Source organism: Pseudomonas sp. SK3(2021) (assembly GCF_016772375.1).
Classification (GTDB): domain Bacteria; phylum Pseudomonadota; class Gammaproteobacteria; order Pseudomonadales; family Pseudomonadaceae; genus Aquipseudomonas; species Aquipseudomonas chlororaphis_I.
This window is the reverse complement of sequence record NZ_CP061943.1, coordinates 5,745,631-5,762,514: the sequence shown is the minus strand read 5'-3', so window position 1 is coordinate 5,762,514 and position 16,884 is coordinate 5,745,631. Positions and strand designations below refer to the sequence as shown.

The following is a 16,884-nucleotide window of genomic DNA, read 5'->3' as shown; positions in this document are numbered from 1 at the left end:
CTGATCCAAGAAATACACTCTGCCGGGTCGGCGGGGGCTGACTGCACTTATAACGGATAAGTGTGACATCAGGTCAACCCTCTGCCGCTGGTTCAAGCCCGCCAGGGTTTCAGCCAGAGGCCCAGGGCGATCAGCAGGAGCAGCCCGGCCACTGTGCTGAGCCCCAGTTGCAGCCAGGCATTCGGCAGCGGATGCAATAGCAGCGCCGCGGCACCCAGCAGAACGGCGCTGACGGCCCAGCGCACCGGCCAGCTGATGAGGCTGAGCAATTGTTGGCGCTGCATCAGCAGCAGGTTGGTCAGGATCACGCCGCCGAGGGCGGCCAGGGGAATCGCATTCAACCCCGCAACCAACGGCAAGCCTGCCAGCAGCAAGGCGTTGAGCAGGCTGCCGAGCAGTTCGCAGTGCAGCGGCGTTCGGGTATCGCCGGCGGCATAAGCGTAGCGCGCGAGCATGGCGTTCCAGGCGCCGAACACCAGGGACACGGCGAACCAGCTCAGCAGCGCCGGCAGTGGTCCGTCGGCACTCTGGGCGGGCAGCAACCAGTGGATCAGCGCCGGGCTGGCGCCCACCAGGCCGAGGGCGGCTGGCAGGCTCAGCAGGGTCGCGGCGTCGAGTCCGCGATGCAGCAACCCCAGGCGCTGATCGCCGGACTTGCCGCTCATCAGGCCGAGCAGGACCTGGTTCAGGCTCATCAAGGCGATCAACGGCAGGTTGATCAGCTTGCGCGCCAGGTTGACCCAGGTCACCGCGCCCTCGCCCAGGTAGCTGGCGACCACCCGCTCCACCAGCGCCAGGCCCTGGCTGGCCAGGTTGCTGGTCAGCAGCGGGCCGAGGCGCACGAGCAATTCACGGCTGGCTCCGGCGTCACCGCGGACCTGCCAGGGGCGCCAGCCGGTTTGCCAGATCGCTGGCACCAGCGACAGGCACATCAACAGGCTGCCGAGAAAAAACGCCAGCGAAAGGCCGGAGCCAAGGCTCGCCTGGCCGTAGAAAAACAGATAAAGCACCGGTGGCAGGTTGAACAGCAGCGAGCCCAGCCCCGGCAGGACAAAACGTTGCCGGGTGTGCAGCGGAATGCTGAACAGCGCATGCAGGAGCAGGCCGGGGATGCAGGCGGCCAGGCTGCGCAGGTTGGCGGCGGCTTCGGCCTGGGCTGCGCTGTCGAGCCCGGGACCGATCAGGCGGATCCACAGTGGCGCGCTCAAGGCCAGCAGGGCATACAACCCCAGTCCCAGGCCCAGCAGGCGCGGACTCAGGCCCGCCAGCCAGGCGTGCTGGCGCTGGGCGTCGCGCTCCTGATAGAGCGGCAGGGCCGCGGCCGCCAGGATACCGGCCGCCAGGGTCATGCGCAGGGCTTCTGGAATGAACACCGCGACCAGGAACGCATCGCTGCGGCTGCCCGCGCCCCAGGCCGCCACCAGCAGCCATTCGCGGGCAAAGCCGGCGAGCAGCCCGGCGAGGGTCGCCAGGGTCAGCAGCAGGGTGCTGCCGAGCATCAATAGAACAGGGTGAACAGGCCTTTGCCACCCACCTTGTAGTTCAGGTCGTGAGGGCGCTCGCCCATGGGTTTGGCACCGCTGCCACCGATGATCTTGTAGGGGGGAACGGCCTTGGCCACGAGGGTGTTGGCGGTCACTACCGCCCCGCGACCGATATGCGAGCCATGGGCAAGCAGCGCCCGGGTGGCGATCCAGGCGTAGTCATCGATGTAGATGGGCGCGGACACCGACCAGAACTCGGGGCTCATCGGGTCATGGCCGCCGGCGAGAATCAGCACGTGAGAGGCGATCGTCACATGATCGCCGATGATCAGCCCGGCCCGGGCGTCGACCTGACAATGCCAGGCGATCACACTGTCCTCGCCGATCACCAGGTTTTCCACCCCCAGCACCTCGGTGTTGCGCCAGATGCTCGAGCCCTTGCCGATTTTCGCGCCGCCCAGGCGCAGCCAGGCGATGCGCACGTGATGGCTGGGGATCTTGTTGATCAGGATGTTGTAGGCCTGCTCCCAGGCCCGCAGCCAGCGGTCCTTGAGGGTGGCCAGGTTCTTGCCGTAGCGCGGCACCAGGGTGGTGGGGATGTCCTGCTTCAAACGACCATACAGGCGTCGGGCCAGGGGATGCTCGATGATCTGTTCGATGTCCACCGAACAGACGCTGTAGCGCGCCTGCTCGCCGTCGCCCTCGACGAACAGCACGTCGTTGTTCAGCCCCCAGCTGTAGGCCTCGAGCAGTTCATCGTGGCTGACGCCCAGCTCCGAGGCCAGGGCAGGCAGGCGTTCCGGCAGATCCGCAGAGTGGAAAATACGGTGTTTCATGCTTGGCGATCCTTGGGGTTGACGAGGGGGAGGGTGATGGCCGGGCGTAACCGGACCTGTTGCAGGCTCATGCCCATCAACAGCCAGAACAGACCGATCAATACGAAAGTGAAGCTGAAGTAGTGGTCGAACAGGCCCGTCAGCAACGCCGCCAGCAGGCCGCAAATGCAGCCCAGCCACAGCGCGTTGTCAGCGGTCACCTGACGGATCGGCGCCAGCGGGCGCACCTCGCGCCACCACAACAGGGTGACGGCGATGAACAGCAGCATCCCCGGAATGCCGATCTTGTAGATGAAGTTCAGCCACAGGTTGGAGATGCCCGGCAGATCGGTGCCCGGTACCGGCGGGTCGACCTTGAAGCCGATGCCCAGCGGGTAGCGCATCATTGCCTCGGGGAATTTCGCGTATTCGTCGAAACGCACCTCGGTACTGGCGTTGGTCGCCGAGAACATGGTCATCAGGCGTTCCTGCAGCGGCGGATAGAACATCACCAGGGCCACCGCGAAGGCCGCCCCGAGGCCAATGATCCGGCCGCTGTAGGGCACGCGCTTGTAGGTCAGCCAGATCAGCACCAGGGCCAGGGCCAGGATCGCCCCGCGGGAAATACTCAGCAGCAGCCCGGCGCAACCCAGGATCGCCACCGCCAGCCCCAGGGCCCGGCGCGCGCCAGTCCGGGTCCAGCCATAGAGCAGCGCCAGGGGAATGAACAGCACCAGCACGCCGCCCGTGAGGTTGGGGTGGACCCAGGGCGATGCCATGCGCTGGTAGTTGGCGGAGAAGATGTCCTTCACCGCTTCCGGGTGGGCGTACTTGAGGTCGGTGAGGATCGGGATCATCGACATCGCGTTGCGCGACTTGATGAACATGCCGATCGACAACAGCAGCATCAGCAGAGTGCCCAGCAGCAGGGCGATCACCACTTTGTCGCGGTCGGCATCGGTACGCAGCAGCAACGGCACCATGAACAGCAGCGACAGGTTCATCAGCCAGCGCACCCAGTTCACCGGGCCGTTGCCCTCGGCGTGAATGATCAGCATGCCCCAGACAAAGGGAATGGCGCTGAACAGCATCAGCCAGGCCATGGCCCGTTCGGTGGGGCGCCAGAGCATGAGGTTGCGGGTCTTGCCGATGAACGATTGCCAGAACAACCCGACCCAGGTCAGGCCCAGCACCGCTTCACTGACCGTGGTGCGAATCCCCAGTTGCAGCGTGGTGTAAGGAATGCAGGTGGCCAGCACGGCGAAGATCAGCAGGCCCCACAGCGGCTTGCGGATCAGCGTCAGGGCTACGGCCAGGCCGATCACCACGAAGATGACTTTTGCCGGTGGCAGGGCCCACAACAGAATCCCGAAGATCAACCCCAGGGTCAGGCCAATGGATTTTCCTGGCAGCATCAGTGAAAGAGCCCTGTGAGCAAGGTATCGAGGCGCTGGCGGTAGGTCGGTTCGGCAAATTGCCGGGCCCAGTCGCGCAGGGTGTCCGGATCCGGTCTGTTGCTGTCCTGGGCCTGCTCGATCAGCGCGTTGCGCAGGCTGGCGCGATCACGGGCGTTGAAGCGTCGCGCGCCGGGCGGAGAGACCTCGTCGAGGGCCGAGCCCCTGGCCACCGCGACCGGCGTACCTTGCCACAGCGCCTCGACCACCGGCAGGCCGAAACCTTCGGCGTAGGAGGGTTGCCACAGGCAGTCGGCATGCTGGTACAGCGCCTGCAGCTGCTCGTCGCTGACACCACTGACCCAATGCAGGCCGGGCAACTGGCTCAGGTTCGCCGGCAGGTCGCTGGCGTGGCCGACCAGGACCAGCTTCGGTACTTGCGGGTTTTCCTGGCGACAGCGCTGCCACTGTTCGATGAAGAACGGCATGTTCTTGCGCGGCTCCCGCGTCCCGACGGCCAGCCAGTAGCGCTCGGGCAGGCCCGCCGGCAGCGGGCCGATGGCGCCCTGGAACTCCGGCACCAGGTTGTTCAGTACACGGAATTTCGGCCGTGCCCAGGGAAATAGCCGGGCCGCTTCGCTGCAGGAAAACCGCGAAGGGCACCAGACTTCGTCGGCGATCCGGATCGACCAGGCGATCGACACGGCATCGATCAGCCGATAGGCCAGGGCCTTGAGCGGCGAGCGGTGGAAGTTGCGCTGGGTCAGTTGGAACAGGTCATGCAGGATCAGCACATAACGGGTACCTGCCGGCTTGTGGCCGATGGGCAGGCCCATGTTGGCGGTGGCGATGTACAGGTCGACCGACTGCTCGCGAATGGTCGCCGGCAAGAATTTGCGTTCGAAGCGCAGGCGCACGCCGGGGCGTTGCACGCCATCGAGGGGGCTCGGCCAGGCCGGACAGAAGGCAGTCTGGCGTTGTTCATGCTCCAGTGGCGCTTCGCTCACCAGCAGCAATTCGGTGTCTTCACGGGCGCGCAAGGCCTGTTCCAATGCCTTGACCTGACGGGCGATGCCCGAGGAGGGAGCGACCGTGGCCGGACGATAATCGAGGGCTACACGCATGCGGGATGCTCCTGTGTGGAGGGCAGAGTCCGGTAGATCTGTTCCAGCTCATCGCCGGCCACGGCCCAGTCGTGATGCTGGCGGGCATACAGGCGGGCGGCGCCGGCCAGTTGGGCGGCGAGGGTCGGCTCGCTCAACAGGCGAATCACGGCATCGGCCAGGGCCTGGGCATTGTCGCCTGCCAGGTAATGTTCCTCGGGGCGGATGGCCAGGCCCGAGGCGCCTTGCGCGGTGCTGACCAGCGGCAGGCCGGCGGCCATGGCTTCGAGCACCTTGAGCTTGGAGCCGCCGCCCTGGCGCAACGGCGCGATGAACAACGCGCAACGTCGTTGCAGGTCGGGCAGGTCCGGCACGAAGCCGACCCACTCGACGCGGCTGTCGGTCCAGCGTTCGGGCCAGTTGGCCGGCAAGGCGTACCCGGCCACCGCCAGGCGCGCTTCGGGGCACTGGCTCCAGACCCGCGGGAAGATCTCGTCGAGCATCCACTGCACGGCGTCCAGGTTCGGCGCGTATTCGTAGTTGCCGACAAACAGCACCCGCTGGCTCTGCGGGTCGGCCGAGACTTCGGCAAAGCTGCGACTGTCGACGCCGTTGACCACCACCTCGACCGGGGTACGGGTCAGCTGGCGCATGGCCTGGGCATCGCTTTCGGTCACCGCGACCACCTGGCGGGCCGAATCGAACGCCTTGCGTTCCCACTGCCGGCAGCGCCATTGGTCATAGCGCACGAAGAGGCTGGCCCAGGCCGGGAAGCGGTCATAGGTCGCGCCGCCCAGGCTGGATTCGAGGTTGTGCTCGGTGAGCACGAAGTCCCGGCCGGCCCGCAGCAGCGGTTGCAGATAGGGTTGCAGGCTGTAGCTGTGCTCGACCTGGATCACATCCCAGGGCTCCTGCAGCAGGCTGTCGAAGCGCTCGCGCAACGGGCGCGACACGCCGTTGACCGTGGTCAGCAGCGGCCAGGGCGCGAACAGTCCGGCCAGCAGCGTGACCGGGTGTTTCAGCGGGCGCCGGGGCACCACGATCAGGCGTTCCAGCCAGGGCTCGAGGGCGGCGCGGGTGGCGGCATCGGCCTCGGTCTTCGACTGCACCAGCAAGGTAATGCGGTGGCCCCGCTCGCTCAAGGTCCGCAGCAAGTGAAACTGGCGAGTCTTGCCTCCGCTGGTCATGGGCCAGGGCAGGTAGGGGAGAATCCAGAGAATCTTCACGTACGGCACTCCAGGTCGAGATCGATTACCACACGAGAATCTGCAGGGACGATTTCACGGCCGGCTGGATGCCGTCCGCGGCCTCGAGGCTGGCCCGGGTCCCGCTGAGCGGATCGTAGAGTTCGGCCTGGTGCACCTGCGGCAATTTGATGGTGCCGGCCTTGGCGCTCCAGAACATCAGCAGGCGCTTACCGTCGTCGCGGGTCCAGGACACGCTGTAGAAGGTGTCGGGCAGGTTTTCCAACACGGGCGTCTTGCCGGGTGTGAGGCGCGCGCCGGTGATCTCGAGAAACCGCGCGAGTGCCTTGTACACCGGCTTGGGTTCGCCGTTGAGGTCGAGCAGGCCGTAATGCTGGTCGCGGGCCGAGGCGCGCGAGTCGAGATCGGAAAGGGCGAACAGGAAGATCCGCTCGTAGTCCTGATCGCTCATCAACGCCAGGCGGCGCAGGGTGTAGTCGGCCTGGCCGTCGACGCCGATCAGCCGCTGCATCTCCTTGGGCCCGGCGTAGCTCGACCAGCCCCACTCGGTGGCCCAGACCCTCTTCAGGCCGGCGCCGTGCAGCATGTCGTTGAGCTGCTTGCCGCGCAGCAGCACTTCGTTCTTGCCTGGCTCATCCGTTTCCGGGGTTTGCGAATACGGGTGGTAGGCGGCGACCATGCCCAGGCTCTGCACGCCCAGTTCGCCGAGCTTTTCGAACATCAGCGCGTTGCGCTGGGTCGGCATCTGGCTGTAGTAAGCCATGCCACCCATGACCTGGGTCTTGTCCGGCGCCACCTGGTTCAGGGCCTGGTGAGTCGCCAGCAACAGCTCGCCGTAGCCTTTGGCATCGGGTTTCGGCCGCCAGTTGTTGGGGATGTTCTGTTCGTTCCACACCTGCCAGGCGTCGATGTCCGGGTAACGCTGGGCCAGCATCGCCATGCGCGTGGCAAAGACTTTCGGATCCCGCGGCGGGTACTGATCCTGGAAGGGCCCGCCCTTGGGAGCGGTGGTCACGAAGGGCGCCGAGCCCACCAGGTAGAACAGCGACTTGAGTTTCGCGTCGCTCAGGGTCCGGTCCAGTTCGTCGAGGGTGCTGAGCTGGTAACCCTCTTCGGTGGGCTCGAGCCGGTCCCAGTGCAGGTCGACCCGCACCCATTGCAGGCCGAGCTGCTTATAGGCGGCGATCTGTTTGCGGTATTGCTGCGGGGTGAACCACAGGAAATGCGCGTTGACCCCCAGGTAGTCCTTCCACACCAGGGTGCGATCGGGGGCCAGGTTGATCGGCGTGGCATCGACCTGTTCGCTGAGCAGCAGGGCGCCGCCCACCGCCAGCGCGGCCACCAGCGGCAGATAGCGCAATAGAGGGCGACGTTCGAGGCCTGGTCGGGTCTTCATTTCGATCGCTCCTGGCACACTTCATTGAACAGTTCGGCGAAGCGGCGCGCGGTCGCGCTCCACTCGCGCTGTTGCCCGGCCTCGCTGGCCCGCGCGGCCCACTGGCGGGCCAGTTCGGGCTCCAGCACCAGGCGGCTCAGGTGCTGGCTCAGCGCTTCGACATCGCCTTGCTGATAGGTCACGCCATTGCCGCCGGCAACCTCCTCGGCAAAGGCCCGGGCATTGGAGGTGACGACCCCGCGACCGCAGGCATTGGCCCAGGACAGGGCACCGCTGGTGCCGCGCATCTGGCCGAGCCAGGCGAGCTTTTTCGATTCGCGGTACGGCAGCACCATCACGTGGTGGGCCTGGATGGTGCGGGCGATCTCGGCGGACGGCAGGTCCAGTTGCCAGTCCACCACATCGTCCAGTTGCAGTTCGCGGATGCGCTGGCGCAGGCCGTCGAGGTAGTTGCCGGCCGGGTCGAAGGTCATTTCCGGGGCGGTGCCGCCGGCCAGGGTCAGGCGTACCTGGCCTCGGCACTGCGGGTTGGCCGCCAGGGTCCGGGCCAGGGCTTCGATCAGGTCCTCGATGCCCTTGCCGCGATAGATGAAGCCGAAGTACAGCAGGCGCAATGGCACCAGTGGCGGCAGTTCGGCCGCAGGGATCGGCAGGTTGCCATGGGCGATCACCGCCACCTGTTGCGGTTGCAGGCCCATGCGCTGGCGCAGGCAGTCGCCGCCCAGCCGGGTCAGGGTAATCAGTCGGCGCATGCCACGGGCCAGGCGCCGCTCTTCACGCAGGGTCAGCGGGTCGGCGAGCAGCGCCGCCGCTTGCGGCAGCGGGTGCGGCAGGCGTTCGAGCAGGGTCAGCGGCCAGAACAGCCGGGCGCGCCGCCAGATCAGGCGCTCCGGGTCATGCACGGTGGCCGTGCGCGGGATCCGCGGTTGTTCGGCGCTCAGGTAGTCCAGCGCCTGGAATTCACCGAAGCGGCCACCCCCGAGTTCGGCGTGCACCAGGTCGACGCCCGTCCAGTCGAAGGCGCGCAGGCGCGTCAGCTGTTCCGCTGGGTCGTGACAGCCGGCCAGCGGCGTCAGCACTTCGATGCCAAGGCCGCGCAGCGCATTGCTGAAATGCGCGGCGTAGTCGGCGATACCGGTCTGTTCCGGCGGCAGCGGGGCCAGCAAGGCAATACGCATCAGGCTGCACCGCGCCAGCTGTTGATCCGCTCCAGCACCCTGGACGGTACTTCGAAGCGGCGACGGTTGAGGATCAGCCCGTCGACCTTGCCGAAGGCGGTGGTCAGCAGCGACATCGCATTTTCGATCATCGGTACGGTGCTGGTCCGGGCTTCGATCACCAGGGCGATCAGGTCGGCGCGACGCAGGATCAGGAAGGCCTCCTGGTTCGACAGCAGGGCCGAGGCATCCAGCAGCAGGACTTCACCGGGCTGGGCCGGTGCGCTGTCGTTGACCCGCACGCGATGGCCGCGTTCTTCCAGCAAGCGGCGCAGGCGTTCGAGGATGAAATTCACGCCTTCGCCATGGCGCGCCGAGGTCAGGCCCAGGGTCAGGCCCTGGCTCTCGATGCGGTCCATGGGCAACAGGCTGTAGAGCCGGTAGATGCTTGCGGTCATCGCCGCGGGCGTAGCGTCCTCGAGGTCCGGCACGCTGCCCCACAGCGGCACCTGGAACATATCCGGCAGGCGCGAGCCGTCGTGGATGCGCTGGTCCAGCAGGTAGCAGACATAGATGGTCAAAAGACCCACGGCGATCCCCGCGGGAATGGCGAACAGCAGGATCAGCAGGCTCTTGGGGAAGACCCGCGCCGGGTTGAAGGTAGCGTGCTCGATGATCGCGATGTTGCTGATCTGGCTGCTGTCGAGCTCGTGGTCGATACGCGCCTGTTCCAGGTTTTCCGAGTACAGCGCGTAGCTCTTTTCAGCGGTGCGCAACTGCTGGGTCAGGCGGTTGAGTTCAGGCTCGTCGGTCAGCACCCGGTCGCGCTCGGCGCGCAAGGTGGCCAGGGTCTTGTCGTAGTTCTCGATCTGCCCGGTCAGCCGGCGTTGTTGCAGCTGGGCATCGATGACCTGTTGCTTGACGTTGGTCACCAGGCTATTGGGCGCGATGTTCTTCGAGCGTTCCAGGCGGGTCTCTTCCTGTTCGCTGAGGGCCTGCAGGTCATGGATGTTCTGTTCGATCTGCCTGACCGCCGGCGCCTCGGGCAAATAAGTGCGCAGCAAGCGCGCGCGTTCCACCTGCAGGGTGTTGAGCTGGCGCTTGAGGTCGAGCTGGGTCGGGTTGAGGCTGGTCTCGCGGCTGGTCACCACTTCGCCGGGCTGATCGAGGATCTGCTGGCGGGCGTTGATCAGGAAGTTGCTGATCCCGGACAGCTGGTTCTGCGCATCGACCCGGGCGTCGGTCAGCCGGTCGATCTGGCTGGTGAGGTTTTCCAGGCGGGCATCGACGCTGATCGAATCGATCTGCTTCAGGCGGCCCTGCAACTGCTCCTTGAGGCTGAGGATCTGCGCGGCCACCTTGTTGCCTTCGCCCTCATAGAAGGCGTAGAGGCTCTTGCGACCGAGCACCCGGGCGCGTTCCTCGAGGAAGGTGTCGACCCAGATCTTCACCACTTGCTGCGCGACTTCCGGGTCGTCCCAGGTAAAGCTGATATCGATCACCGACGAGCCCGGTTCATGGCTGGCCTGGAAGTTCTTTTCCAGGCGGGTCGCCAGGCGGTCCAGCGGGCTCTGCGGTTCCGACAGACCGACCAGTTGCAGCAGACTGCGCAGCGCATCGATGGCCGTGCCCATGGCCTTCTTGGCGTAGAACTTGAGGGTCTTCCAGAAACCCTGGGGTTCGGCGGCCGCGCTCAGTTCCAGGTAGCGCTGGGCGACGATGTGCACGATGGGCCGGCCGGTGAGCATCTTTTCCTCATCGACGATCGGGTCGTGCTGGGTGCTGGGCGAGATCAGTGTCTGGCGATTGCTGGCCTCGATCGGCACCGTGGTGCTGTCGCGCCCGGGCTTGACCAGCAGGCGCGCGTCCGACTCGTAGCGCGTCGGCAGCAGGAAGGCGCCCAGCACCGCGACCACGATGGTGGTGATGACCGCCAGCTTGAACTCGCGGCGGAATATGAAGAACAGGCGCAACAGATCACGTAGAGAGCGTATTTCGATCACGGGATCACTCCGTTGAAAGTACTTGTAGCAGTGGCTGATGGAGGCCGATCAAACGTATCGATCCTGTTCATTGTCCCGACGAACTACTGCTGGGAAAGTTGTTGATCGTGTTGCCGCTGTTTTTCACGTCTTGTTCATTCAGGTCGTAGTTGAAGCCCAGGCCAATCCCCTTGTTGATCGGGAACAGCTTGGTGAAGTACATGTCCACCGCTTCCACCGTGCTGCCGATGGTCGATTGCGGCACGTAGATCAGGTCGCCGCGCTGCAGGGCGACCAGCGGATGGTTGGGGTTGCTGAGCATGCTGCCGAGGTCGACGAAATACATCTTGTACTTGCCGTCGGGGCCGGTCCTGAGCAGGGCGATGTTGGAGCTGTCGGCCGACGGCAGGACGCCGCCGGAGCTGAGCAGGGCCTGCTCCACCGACACGGTGCCGGCCAGGTTGAAGAACGACGGGTTGGCCACCGCGCCGCCGATGAACACCCGGTTGCTCGGGGCAATGGCGATATTCACCGTCACTTCCGGCTCGCGGTAGATGCGCTTGTAGCGCCCGGTGATTTCCTTGCCCAGGCCTTCCGGGGTCAGCAGCGCGGCCTTGATCCGGCCGATGCCGGGCATCGAGATAAAGCCGTCCGGGCGCACCACGAACAGCGTCATGTCGTCGGTGGCGGCCGGCTCCTGGGCATCGCGCACGATGCGCAGGGTGTCGCCGCTCTGGATCAGCACCTGGGCTGGCGGCAGGTCGGCCAGGGTCAGTGCCGCCGCGTGGCGAGCCTTGAGGGTGTCGCTGTCGGGGAGCGCGACATGGGCGGGGGTCGAGCAGCCGCCCAGCCACAGGGAGGCGGTCAGGATGCTCAACAGACAAAGCCGGGAAGGTCGGTTAATAGTCATCATGACAGCTCAGGTCCAGTAGTTTGAGAACATGCTCAAGCGACGCTTGAGCGGTGTCGGCAGATGCTGTTCGGCGTGGCCGAGGCGATAGCCCAACAGTTTCAGCGCGCTGCGCAGCAGCACTTCGGGTACGCGTTGCAACTGGCCGGCGTCACGCAAGGCGCGCAACTCGGCCTGGACGTAACGCTTGCCTTCCCCGCCCGCGCTGCCGAAGGCTTCGCGGATCCAGGGTTCGCGGCCATAAAACACGCCGATATCGAAATAGCGGCGGAACTCCTGCATCAGACTGTAGCTGTGCGAATGCTGCACGCAGGCGCTGGCGGCGTAGCGCACCAGATAACCGTTGAGCAGCATGCGCGCCGCGACGTGGGCGTCCTCGCTGCCGATGACGTCCTCGGGAAAGCCGCCCACCGCTTGCAGGGCGCTGCGCCGGTAGACGGAAAACGAGTCCGAACTGAAGCAGGTCTTGATCCCCAGTTCCTCGGCGTCGGCCAGGCTTTTGCTGCGGCTCTGCGGGCTGTAGTTGAAGTGGCGCGACTGCGCCTCGAGAATCCCGGCGCCGGGGTGCGGTAGCTGACGACCGTAGGCGAGGCCGATCCGTGGGTCTTCTTCCAGCTCCTGGATCAGGTTGGCGAAGGTCTGGGGCGTGGCCGGGATCGCATCCTGGGTCAGCAGGATCAGCGCGTCGGCGTCCACCTGTTCGCTCGCCCAGCGGCGGGTGCCGCCATGGTTGAACTGCCGGGCGGCGATGACCTCCACCCGGGCACCGAACTGCCGGAAGCGGCTGACGGTATCGTCCGTCGAGCTGCTGTCGACCACCAGCACGGTGTCCGGTTGCAGCGTCTGGGCGGCCAGCGCCGGCAGCAGCCGGTCGAGGTGCGCTCCGGCGTTGCGGGCGGGAATGATCAGCGCCACCTTCATCATGGTTTTACCTGCGCCGGGGCACGGCCGTAGACGTCCTCGAAACGCACGATGTCGTCTTCGCCCAGGTACTCGCCGCTTTGCACTTCGATCATCACCAGGTCGATGATCCCGGGATTGCTCAGGCGGTGTTTATGGCCGGCGGGAATATAGGTGGATTCGTTGCTGTTGAGCAGCACCTCCAGGTCGCCATTGGTGATCAGGGCGGCGCCGCTGACCACGATCCAGTGCTCGCTGCGGTGATGGTGCATCTGCAGCGACAGCGACTCCTTGGGCTTGACCATGATGCGCTTGATCTTGAAGCGGCTGCTTTCCTCCAGCACGGTGTAGGTCCCCCATGGCCGGGTGACCGTGCGGTGCAGGCTGTAGGCGCTGTGGCCCAGGCGCTTGAGTTCGGTGACGATATGGCGCACGTCCTGGGTCCGCGAGGCATCGGCTACCAGCAGCGCGTCCGGGGTGTCGACGATGATCAGGTCGCTGACGCCAACGGCGCCGAGCACACGCTTGGGCGAGTCGATGTAGCAATTGCTCACGTCATGCAGGATGGCTTCGCCGTTGACCTGGTTGCCGGCGGCGTCGCTCGGGGTCAGCTGGCGCAGCGCATCCCAGGAACCGATGTCGCTCCAGCCGAGGTCGCAGGGCACCACGGCGACCCGTTCGGAGCGTTCCATCAGGGCCACGTCGATCGAAACGTCCGGGGCGCGGGCCAGGCCGTCGGCGTCGAGTTCGCGCTGGCGGCAGTGCTTGTTGTCCAGGGTCATGCCTTGTTCCAGGCAGGCCTGGGCGGCCCCCAGCACTTCGGGAGCGTGCAGGGTCAGCTCCTGCAGCAGGGTGTCGGCACGGAAGCAGAACATCCCGGCGTTCCACAGGTAGTTGCCGCTGTCGACGTAGGCCTGGGCGGTGGCCAGGTTGGGTTTTTCGACGAAACGCGCGACCTTGAAACCCTCCTTCAGCGCCGGGCCCTGTTCGATGTAGCCGAAACCGGTCTCGGGTTTGTCGGGCTGAATGCCGAAGGTCGCCAGGTAACCGGCTTCGGCGAGGCTGCGCGCCTTGCCCACGGCTGTGGCGAAGGCATCCTGGTCGAGGATCAGGTGGTCGGCCGGAAGGATCAGCAACTGCGCCTCGTCGCCCCAGTACTCGCGCACATGCAGGGCCGCCACGGCAATGGCCACGGCGGTATTGCGCCCGAACGGCTCGAGCAGCAGGTCGAGGTCCAGCTTGCCTTGATTGACGCTGCGGTACTCGTCCAGCGAGCGGAACAGCAGGTCGCGGTTGGTCACCGTGACCACGCAACTGACGTCCGCCAGGCTGCTGGCGCGGACGAAGGTTTTTTGCAGCAGGCTTTGCCCATCGCGCATGCGTATGAATGGCTTGGGCATGTTCTGCCGAGAGACTGGCCACAGACGCGAGCCCGAGCCGCCGGAAATAATGCAGGGGATCAATCCAGTGAATGCGCTCATCAGTAGACTTCCTTCGTCGAGAGGACGGCCGGAACCGTCATGAAAACGATGTACAGATCCAGCCAGACCGACCACTTGGAGATGTAATCGAGGTCGTACTCCACTCGTTTCTGGATTTTCTGCAGGGTGTCGGTTTCTCCCCGGTAGCCATTGATCTGTGCCCAGCCGGTGATACCGGGCTTGACCCGATGGCGCGAGCTGTATTCGCGCACCGCCTGTTCGAACGGCACTCCCGCCGCCTTGGTGGCGGTGGCATGTGGGCGAGGCCCGACGATCGACATGTTGCCCATCAGCACATTGAACAGCTGGGGCAGCTCATCAATGCTGGTCTTGCGAATGAAGCGTCCGACCCGGGTGATCCGCGGGTCTTCGCGAGTGGTCTGCCGTTCGGCATTGAGGTCCGCCTGCTCGACATACATCGAGCGGAACTTGAACACGCGGATCAACCGGTCGTTGTAGCCGTAGCGCTTTTGCCGGAACAGCACGGGGCCCTTGGAGTCGAGCTTCACCGCCACGGCGGTGGCCAGCAGCACAGGGGACAACAGGACCAGGCCCAGCAGGGCGAGCACGATGTCCTCGCAGCGCTTGATCAGCGGCGCCCAGCCGCGCAATGGCAGCTCGGAGGTGTTGAACATCAGGATGCCGCCGACATCGGTCATGCGGTTGTGGCCGAAGCGCAGGGTGGTGATGTCGGGCACCAGGGCGACATTCACCGACAACTGCCGCAGCCGCTGCACCAGCCCGCCGATGCGTGCGTGCGCGGCCCAGGGCAGGGCGATCAGTACCTGGTTGACCTGCTCGGAACGGATCAGCTCTTCCAGGTTCTGGGTGTTGCCCAGAAAGGGCAGGTCGCAGAAGGCCTTGGGCACGCGGTCGCTGCGATCGTCGATGAAGCCGATCAGGCCGGAGCGGATATCGCCGTGGCGCTGCATGTGTTCGGCAAGGAACAGCGCGCTCTCGCTGAAACCGAGGATCACCGTGCGTTGCAGGTATTTGCCACTGGCCATCCACGAGTGGAACAGGCGCAGCAGAAACAGGCGCTCGATGCCAAACAGCACGAGGCTGGCGATGAACCAGACAGCCAGGTCCCGCAGGCTGAAGACCGGCAGCAGGTGCAGCCCCAGGTACATGACCAGCAGGATGCAGAAGGCGGAGGTCCAGGCCACCAGCATCGTGCGCAGGCGCAGGCGATTGCTGAAGAACTCTTCGGAGTAGACCCCCTGGGCCTGGAACAGGATGACGGTGATCACGGCAAAGAACAGCAGCAGGCCAAGGACGGTTGGCCAGACATCCGCACTGGCGGATTCAAGACTCAGGAGCAGCAGGATTCCAGGCAAGGCGGCGGACAGGGCGTGCGTCAGTTTTACCCCCGAAATGAAGAGCTCCATGAACCCGGTTCGGGTCAGAAACCTGCTATCAATCGATTTCGTAAGCATCGAATCCCGTCGCTGCCAGGTAAAAACCCAGCTCTGTTAAGGGTAAAGCCAGTACAGAGGCAGGCTGAAAAAACTAAGGCTTACTGCAAAAGTCTGTTTTTTGGCGGCCTATGATGGCCATATAATACTACTTTTCTACTTTTATAGTCAACTAATTGACTGATTCTAGCGGGTTAACTTTTTTTTGCATTATACATCGGTTTTTTGACGGTTTTGTGCGTGTGTGACGAATGGAAGCCTGGGAATGTGTCATGAAGTTGGCTCATTCGTGAGCGAGGGGGTGACGGATAAATGGAGTGTTGTGCAGGGGGGAACTCTTGTCCAACCCGTGGCGATTTATTCCTTTTCGCCCGTGATTGCGGGGGGCTCGCTCACTGGCGCGGCCCTCGGGCGGTGTGCTCTGGCGGTGTAGACTGGGCGCTTGCGGATTAACCGAAGGAAGGGGAAGAAGCTGTGAGGTATTGGTCATTGCTGTTGCTGGGTTTCATGCCATTGCTGGCACACGCGGTGGAGGTCGGCGAGCGTCTGGCGCCCTGGACCTTGCTCGATCAATTCGACCGGGCCTATAGCCTCGACGGGCAGACCCGGACCCTGCTGGTGGCGCGCAGCATGGACGGCGCCAAGTTGGTAAACGCGGCCTTGCAGGATCGTCCTGCGGGTTATCTGGAAGCACGACACACAGTATTCGTCGCGGATATCCAGCGCATGCCGGCGGTGATCGCCAGGATGTTCGCGGTGCCGGCGATGCGTGATTATGGCTACCGGGTCATGCTCGACCGTGACGGACGAGTGGCGCCGCGCTACGCCGGGGCTGTGGATAAAGTCCTGTGGTTGCAACTCGAGGATGGCCGGCTGGTCGCTCAACGGGAGTACGGCACGGCCGCCGAACTGCGCGCGGCGCTGGAGCAGGCACAACCATGATCAGCGCCGCGCTGCTGTCGCCGCTCACCCTCGGCGTCGGCTGGCTGATCTATGTGCCGGTGCTGGTCTGGGCCGCCTGGCGCGCGTCCTGGGTCGAGCTGTTCAGCGACAGCCGGCGTCAGCATCTGCTGTTCGGTACGGTGTTCGCGTTGTTCATGCTGTGGCTGGTGCGCCGGGATTTCGATACCGGCGTGTCCTATCACTTCATCGGCATGACGGCCGTGACCCTGTTGCTGGACTGGCCGCTGGCGATCGTCGGCGGGCTGATTGCCCAGGTGGGGCTGGTTGCGCTGGGCCGCCAGGACCTGGCGGCGGTCGGCATCAACGGCGCCTTGCTGATCCTGCTGCCGGTGCTGGTCACCGAATGCTGCGCGACCCTGGTGGAGCGCGCGCAGCCGCGTAATCCCTTTGTGTATATCTTCTGTTCCGGTTTTTTTGCCGCCGCGCTGTCGGCCTTGCTGTGCCTGTTGGTGGGCCTGGGGCTGCTGTGGTTCGACGGGCGTTTCGCCATGCCGGAATGGCTGGAAGACTTCATCGGCTACCTGTGGCTGATCATCTTTCCCGAGGCCTTCATCAACGGCATGGTAGTCAGCGCCCTGGTGGTGTTCTGCCCCGAATGGCTGGAAACCTTCAACCGCACCCGTTACCTCTCGGCGCCGTGGAAGGATGACGATCCGCGTTCTTGATCCATATCAAACAC

At 64.9% G+C, this 16,884-nt stretch carries 14 protein-coding genes; 2 read left to right on the top strand and 12 right to left on the bottom strand.

All coding sequences use genetic code 11. From position 1 onward, the window contains the following. Window positions 1–92: 92 nt before the first annotated feature. The 12 genes from IF690_RS25505 to IF690_RS25450 all read right to left on the bottom strand — a co-directional run bounded on the left by IF690_RS25505 (window position 93) and on the right by IF690_RS25450 (window position 15,263). Window positions 93–1,499: a lipid II flippase MurJ gene (locus tag IF690_RS25505; protein ID WP_202697892.1), complete on the bottom strand. Its 1,407-nt coding sequence runs from the start codon at window positions 1,497–1,499 to the stop codon at window positions 93–95. Beyond that, window positions 1,499–2,320 carry an acyltransferase gene (locus IF690_RS25500; protein ID WP_202697890.1) on the bottom strand — a complete coding sequence of 274 codons (822 nt, stop codon included), beginning with the start codon at window positions 2,318–2,320 and terminating at the stop codon, window positions 1,499–1,501. The genes IF690_RS25505 and IF690_RS25500 overlap by 1 nt, the downstream gene beginning before the upstream one ends. Then, complete coding sequence (locus tag IF690_RS25495; RefSeq protein ID WP_202697885.1) at window positions 2,317–3,714, bottom strand: O-antigen ligase family protein; 1,398 nt, start codon at window positions 3,712–3,714, stop codon at window positions 2,317–2,319. Before IF690_RS25495 ends, IF690_RS25500 begins: the two co-directional genes overlap by 4 nt. Continuing rightward, window positions 3,714–4,817 (bottom strand): glycosyltransferase family 4 protein, encoded by a 1,104-nt coding sequence (locus IF690_RS25490; protein WP_202697884.1) that lies wholly within the window; start codon window positions 4,815–4,817, stop codon window positions 3,714–3,716. The genes IF690_RS25495 and IF690_RS25490 overlap by 1 nt, the downstream gene beginning before the upstream one ends. Beyond that, window positions 4,808–6,022: a glycosyltransferase family 4 protein gene (locus IF690_RS25485; protein WP_202697882.1), complete on the bottom strand. Its 1,215-nt coding sequence runs from the start codon at window positions 6,020–6,022 to the stop codon at window positions 4,808–4,810. Before IF690_RS25485 ends, IF690_RS25490 begins: the two co-directional genes overlap by 10 nt. A 25-nt stretch (window positions 6,023–6,047) precedes the next feature. Beyond that, window positions 6,048–7,397 (bottom strand): glycoside hydrolase 5 family protein, encoded by a 1,350-nt coding sequence (locus IF690_RS25480; protein ID WP_202697880.1) that lies wholly within the window; start codon window positions 7,395–7,397, stop codon window positions 6,048–6,050. Then, window positions 7,394–8,575, bottom strand: a complete 1,182-nt coding sequence (locus tag IF690_RS25475) for a glycosyltransferase (RefSeq protein ID WP_202697877.1) — start codon at window positions 8,573–8,575, stop codon at window positions 7,394–7,396. The genes IF690_RS25480 and IF690_RS25475 overlap by 4 nt, the downstream gene beginning before the upstream one ends. Further along, window positions 8,575–10,557 (bottom strand): GumC family protein, encoded by a 1,983-nt coding sequence (locus IF690_RS25470; protein ID WP_202697874.1) that lies wholly within the window; start codon window positions 10,555–10,557, stop codon window positions 8,575–8,577. The genes IF690_RS25475 and IF690_RS25470 overlap by 1 nt, the downstream gene beginning before the upstream one ends. Before the next feature lie 67 nt (window positions 10,558–10,624). Further along, window positions 10,625–11,449 (bottom strand): polysaccharide biosynthesis/export family protein, encoded by an 825-nt coding sequence (locus IF690_RS25465; RefSeq protein ID WP_202697872.1) that lies wholly within the window; start codon window positions 11,447–11,449, stop codon window positions 10,625–10,627. A gap of 6 nt (window positions 11,450–11,455) precedes the next feature. Next, the gene (locus IF690_RS25460; RefSeq protein WP_202701732.1) at window positions 11,456–12,367 is read right to left on the bottom strand and encodes a glycosyltransferase family 2 protein; all 912 of its coding nucleotides are present in this window, start codon (window positions 12,365–12,367) and stop codon (window positions 11,456–11,458) included. After that, window positions 12,367–13,827: a mannose-1-phosphate guanylyltransferase/mannose-6-phosphate isomerase gene (locus IF690_RS25455; RefSeq protein ID WP_202697869.1), complete on the bottom strand. Its 1,461-nt coding sequence runs from the start codon at window positions 13,825–13,827 to the stop codon at window positions 12,367–12,369. Before IF690_RS25455 ends, IF690_RS25460 begins: the two co-directional genes overlap by 1 nt. Continuing rightward, window positions 13,827–15,263 carry an undecaprenyl-phosphate glucose phosphotransferase gene (locus tag IF690_RS25450; protein WP_202697863.1) on the bottom strand — a complete coding sequence of 479 codons (1,437 nt, stop codon included), beginning with the start codon at window positions 15,261–15,263 and terminating at the stop codon, window positions 13,827–13,829. The genes IF690_RS25455 and IF690_RS25450 overlap by 1 nt, the downstream gene beginning before the upstream one ends. A gap of 453 nt (window positions 15,264–15,716) precedes the next feature. Between IF690_RS25450 and IF690_RS25445 the strand changes: the two genes are divergently transcribed. Both IF690_RS25445 and IF690_RS25440 read left to right on the top strand, forming a co-directional pair. Continuing rightward, window positions 15,717–16,184, top strand: coding sequence for an FAD/FMN-containing dehydrogenase (locus IF690_RS25445; protein ID WP_202697857.1), 468 nt, complete (start codon window positions 15,717–15,719; stop codon window positions 16,182–16,184). Next, entirely contained in the window at window positions 16,181–16,870 is a 690-nt protein-coding gene (locus IF690_RS25440; RefSeq protein ID WP_202697853.1) for an energy-coupling factor ABC transporter permease, read from the top strand. Before IF690_RS25445 ends, IF690_RS25440 begins: the two co-directional genes overlap by 4 nt. Window positions 16,871–16,884 lie beyond the last annotated feature (14 nt).

What these genes read in the sequence shown, in the direction of transcription:
- IF690_RS25505 (WP_202697892.1), bottom strand. Translation starts at nt 1,499, where the DNA reads ATGCTCGGCAGCACCCTGCTGCTGACCCTGGCGACCCTCGCCGGGCTG.
- IF690_RS25500 (WP_202697890.1), bottom strand. Translation starts at nt 2,320, where the DNA reads ATGAAACACCGTATTTTCCACTCTGCGGATCTGCCGGAACGCCTGCCT.
- IF690_RS25495 (WP_202697885.1), bottom strand. Translation starts at nt 3,714, where the DNA reads ATGCTGCCAGGAAAATCCATTGGCCTGACCCTGGGGTTGATCTTCGGG.
- IF690_RS25490 (WP_202697884.1), bottom strand. Translation starts at nt 4,817, where the DNA reads ATGCGTGTAGCCCTCGATTATCGTCCGGCCACGGTCGCTCCCTCCTCG.
- IF690_RS25480 (WP_202697880.1), bottom strand. Translation starts at nt 7,397, where the DNA reads ATGAAGACCCGACCAGGCCTCGAACGTCGCCCTCTATTGCGCTATCTG.
- IF690_RS25475 (WP_202697877.1), bottom strand. Translation starts at nt 8,575, where the DNA reads ATGCGTATTGCCTTGCTGGCCCCGCTGCCGCCGGAACAGACCGGTATC.
- IF690_RS25465 (WP_202697872.1), bottom strand. Translation starts at nt 11,449, where the DNA reads ATGATGACTATTAACCGACCTTCCCGGCTTTGTCTGTTGAGCATCCTG.
- IF690_RS25460 (WP_202701732.1), bottom strand. Translation starts at nt 12,367, where the DNA reads ATGAAGGTGGCGCTGATCATTCCCGCCCGCAACGCCGGAGCGCACCTC.
- IF690_RS25455 (WP_202697869.1), bottom strand. Translation starts at nt 13,827, where the DNA reads ATGAGCGCATTCACTGGATTGATCCCCTGCATTATTTCCGGCGGCTCG.
- IF690_RS25450 (WP_202697863.1), bottom strand. Translation starts at nt 15,263, where the DNA reads ATGCTTACGAAATCGATTGATAGCAGGTTTCTGACCCGAACCGGGTTC.
- IF690_RS25440 (WP_202697853.1), top strand. Translation starts at nt 16,181, where the DNA reads ATGATCAGCGCCGCGCTGCTGTCGCCGCTCACCCTCGGCGTCGGCTGG.